Genomic DNA, 4241 nt, shown 5'->3' on the forward strand with positions numbered 1-4241 from the left:
ACTAGATTTACCTGCCCAAGAAAGACCGACGGTGAATGTTTATACCGAAGGAAAGAAAAACTACTCGGGGGCATCGAGCCCCCAAGTAGTTTGCCCAAGAGAAGAACCTCTGGCTCATATATGCCCGATGGAATTTATAAATGAATGTTGAACCAAACGGTCAACGTTATTTAGGGATGTACACCCAATTTCCTTCATCCTTCTCGCTTCTACCTTCTCACTTTCAAATCTGTCATCTTGTCACTTTTTTGGGTTTGGAACAGGCATTGATAATCCAATGATGTCAATTATTGTATTCACCAAACTGATTTATACCCATGCAGGAAAAAGGTACCATCTCGATTCATACCGAGAATATTTTCCCGATCATCAAGAAGTTTTTGTATTCCGATCACGAGATTTTTCTCCGTGAACTCGTATCCAACGCCGTAGATGCTACTCAGAAAATCAAGCGCCTTGCGACATTAGGTCAGTACAAAGGAGAATTGGGTGACATCACTGTGGAGGTTTCTTTTGATGAGAAAAAGAAAACCATCACCATCGCTGACAAAGGCCTGGGGATGACAGCTGAGGAGATCAAAAAGTACATCAACCAGATTGCTTTCTCCGGTGCCACCGAATTTGTGGAGAAATTCAAAGATGCCAAAGACGCCAATGAGATCATTGGTAAGTTTGGTTTGGGTTTCTACTCTGCTTTTATGGTGGCCAAAAAAGTGGAAATTCATACGCTTTCCTATCAGGAGGGAGCTGAACCGGCGATCTGGACTTGTGATGGCAGCACTGAATTTGAAATCAAAAAGGGTAAGCGTAAAGACCGCGGAACAGAGATCGTTCTTCATATCAATGAAGATTCAGAAGAATTCCTAGACAAGTGGAAGCTCCAAGGCATCCTGGACAAATATTGCAAGTTCCTGCCTGTTCCGATCAAGTTTGGCACCAAAACCGAATCCGTAGAAGATGGGGTCGATGATAAAGGAGAAAAGAAATGGAAATCCGTTGAAGTGGACAATATCATTAACACCACTTCCCCGATTTGGACCAAATCCCCAAGTGATCTCAAAGACGAGGATTATCTGGCCTTCTACAAGGAGCTTTACCCTATGAGTGAAGATCCGCTATTTTGGATTCATCTAAATGTGGATTACCCATTCAATTTAACGGGTGTCTTGTACTTCCCGAAGGTGAAAAACGAATTCGAGTTGCAGCGGAATAAAATCAAATTGTTTAGTCGCCAAGTCTTCATTACCGATGAGGTGAAAGATATTGTCCCTGAATTTTTGATGCTTTTGCATGGAGTAATCGACTCTCCTGATATTCCGCTCAACGTATCCCGAAGCTTCCTACAGGCTGATGGAAATGTGAAGAAAATCAACAATTACATCACGAAAAAAGTAGCGGACAAGCTTTCTGAGCTTTATAAAAAGGACAGAAAGGCCTACGAAGCCAAGTGGAATGACATCGGACTTTTTGTGAAGTACGGTATGATCTCAGAGGATAAATTCTATGAAAAAGGCAAAGAATTTACCCTGCTCAAAAATACCAAAGATGAGTATTACACGCTGGATGAGTACACCGAAAAGGTGAAAACTATCCAGAAGGATAAAAACGAGCAGACTATCTTCTTATATGCCACAGACGTGGATAAGCAAGACAGCTTTATTGCCTCTGCCAATAAGAAAGACTATGATGTGTTGGTTTTGGATTCTCCGATTGATAGCCACTTTATCCAGCATATTGAGACCAAGCTGGAGAAAACTCAACTCAAGCGTGTCGATGCGGATGTAGTGGAAAAACTAATCCAGAAAGAAGATAGCTATGCGAATTTGCTTACCGAAGATCAAAGCAAGCAAGTGAAGGAGCTCTTCGAAAAAGCCATCGATAATAAATCCTACACAGTGGAGATTGAAGGCTTGAGTCCTGAAGAAATGCCAGTGACTATTACGATGGAAGAGTGGATGAGAAGAATGAAGGACATGGCGCAGACGGGTGGAGGACCGATGAGTTTCTATGGACAAATGCCGGATAGCTATAAAGTAGCCATTAATGGCAATCACCCAGTGGTCGATAAAATCTTGAAAGCTGAAGGAGAAGAAGCCCAACTGCAACTGGCCAAGCAAGCATTTGACTTGGCGAAACTGTCTCAGGGACTTCTAACCGGTAAGGACCTCACCGCATTTGTTAAAAGAAGTGTAGAGTTGATCTAACCTTTGATGACCTTTGAGGTCTTCAAGACCTCGAAGGTCTTCTTTACTTATCTAAATATTCAAACCTTGGGGTTTCAATCCCGATAGAAATCGGGACTCAAAGGTTAGCCCAATCCCCATCTACCCGACGGGGATTTTTTATTCATACACAATTTTTAGTGTTTCATACCTTAAAAATCAGTTGTTTATTAATAAATTGTATTTCAGGAAGTTATAAATATAAATATTTCTAGAAATAAATTTTTATAGCTGATAATCAATTGCTTATGGGCCTATCTGAAAAAATTTTAGTCAAATTCTTGACTTTATGGATGGGGGGGTAAGTTTAGTTCAAGTTTTTATCGATGAGGCTTTTTAATAAAAACATCAATTTTAAATCTTTAAAGCAAATGAAAAAAATCTCTGTATTATTAATTCTATGCCTTATTTGTTTTTGGCATTTTGAAGTATTTTCCCAAACCCTCGGGGGCGGAGGGGGCAATACGGTTGAGTGTTTCTCCCAATCCTACACTCAAGATGACTTTGATTATTATGATTGTGGAACTTGTCAAAAAGTTGATGGGCGAAGAGGATATGGCAGTATTAGATTATGTAACACTTAAAAATTAGGAAAAATGAAAGCTAAAATAAAAGTAATTGCATTTGCACTCATTATTGCGACTTCTTTCTCATCATCAGTGATAGGTCAGACACTTGGAGGAGGTGGGACTGTAGACTGTTACTCACAGTCACGTGACGCCGAGGATTTTGATTATTACGATTGTGGAACTTGTGAAAAAGTTGAGGGAAGAATGGCATTTGGAAATGCTAGACAATGTTCAGTTTAAATATTTTGGAGCCCAATTTTTTGGGCTCTTTTTTAATTTCGATAGGTTTGAGAAAAAAATTTAAAGTATATATCGCGCTTATAATAATAATTTGTTCATGTAAGAACTCTAAAAATATTGAGGTCCCATTAATTAAAATGGATGGAATTGAGATATTAAAAGATGAAGTAGGCGTTTCTAGTTTTTACACGTTTCAAGACTATGTCCTTCTTAAAATGAATAAAAAGGTAGGATATGGATTAGCTTTATATCATAAGTCCAATCTAGAAAAACCACTTGCTAGATTTGCGCCATTTGGAGAAGGACCTGATGAATGGGGGGCAATCAGAGTAAATGGTCAAACTTTATCAAAAAATGGAACAAATTATTTGGTTTTGAATGACGGTTTTAAATATAGAGTCCGACTATTGAATCTTGATAGACTTATAAAAGATTCAGTTGAAGTTTATGACTATACTTATGACATTGATAGTAAACATGGGTTAAGCCAATCAATAACCTTTCTGAATGATTCAATTATTGTATCAACTCCTGGTATTGATTCAAAAGAATTTGGGAGACTTAAATTTTATAATTTAAAAGCGGATTCATCTTGGGTTTCAGACCTGTTTCCTCAAGTATTGGACCAAAACTTAAGTCCATTTGATTTCTATTCTCTATATTTTTCTTATATACATGTCAACGAAGGTTCTAAAAAAATAGCTTCCTCTATGGATGCTTTTGATCGAATAGATATATTTGACTTCAATGGAAATTTGGAAAATTCTTATCTTGGAGAATCGGATCATTATATAACAGAGAATCCAAAATTGAAAGAAGAAGGAACATTTCCTCCCTATCCTGTATATTACAAATACTCTACCTCTTCACCTAATCATATTTATGGTCTATATTATAATCAGTTGAATGTTGAAATAGAACAAAAAGAAATTCAACCATTAATTAAAGTAATAGATTGGGAAGGGAATTTGGTTGCTAATTTATTGGTAGACGAATACTTAAGTAATATAGAAGTATATAAGGATGAATCTTTTCTAATTGGAATAGATAAGGTTAATGAAAAAATTATGCTTTACGATCTTAAAAAAGTATTATTATAACGACTATTTTTTAGGGTCTTCTAAAATCATATATAATAAATCAAGTATTATTGAAAATAACTTTTGGTAAATTAGTGTCAAGGTGAAATTGTTCCTAACCGCTTAAATAA

At 36.9% G+C, this 4241-nt stretch carries 3 protein-coding genes; all 3 read left to right on the forward strand.

From position 1 onward, the window contains the following. Nucleotides 1-317 precede the first annotated feature (317 nt). The 3 genes from htpG (at nucleotide 318) to B2906_RS07515 (ending at nucleotide 4131) form a co-directional block, all read left to right on the forward strand. Entirely contained in the window at nucleotides 318-2204 is a 1887-nt protein-coding gene (gene htpG / locus B2906_RS07505; protein ID WP_219957639.1) for a molecular chaperone HtpG, read from the forward strand. Between the two features lie 614 nt (nucleotides 2205-2818). After that, nucleotides 2819-3031 (forward strand): hypothetical protein, encoded by a 213-nt coding sequence (locus tag B2906_RS07510; RefSeq protein ID WP_219957640.1) that lies wholly within the window; start codon nucleotides 2819-2821, stop codon nucleotides 3029-3031. Nucleotides 3032-3168: 137 nt separating this feature from the next. After that, nucleotides 3169-4131 carry a hypothetical protein gene (locus B2906_RS07515; protein WP_219957641.1) on the forward strand — a complete coding sequence of 321 codons (963 nt, stop codon included), beginning with the start codon at nucleotides 3169-3171 and terminating at the stop codon, nucleotides 4129-4131. Nucleotides 4132-4241 lie beyond the last annotated feature (110 nt).

Source organism: Algoriphagus sp. UBA3586 (genome assembly GCF_002376385.1).
Classification (GTDB): Bacteria; Bacteroidota; Bacteroidia; order Cytophagales; family Cyclobacteriaceae; genus Algoriphagus; species Algoriphagus ornithinivorans.

What these genes read in the sequence shown, in the direction of transcription:
- htpG (WP_219957639.1), top strand. Translation starts at nt 318, where the DNA reads ATGCAGGAAAAAGGTACCATCTCGATTCATACCGAGAATATTTTCCCG.
- B2906_RS07510 (WP_219957640.1), top strand. Translation starts at nt 2,819, where the DNA reads ATGAAAGCTAAAATAAAAGTAATTGCATTTGCACTCATTATTGCGACT.
- B2906_RS07515 (WP_219957641.1), top strand. Translation starts at nt 3,169, where the DNA reads ATGGATGGAATTGAGATATTAAAAGATGAAGTAGGCGTTTCTAGTTTT.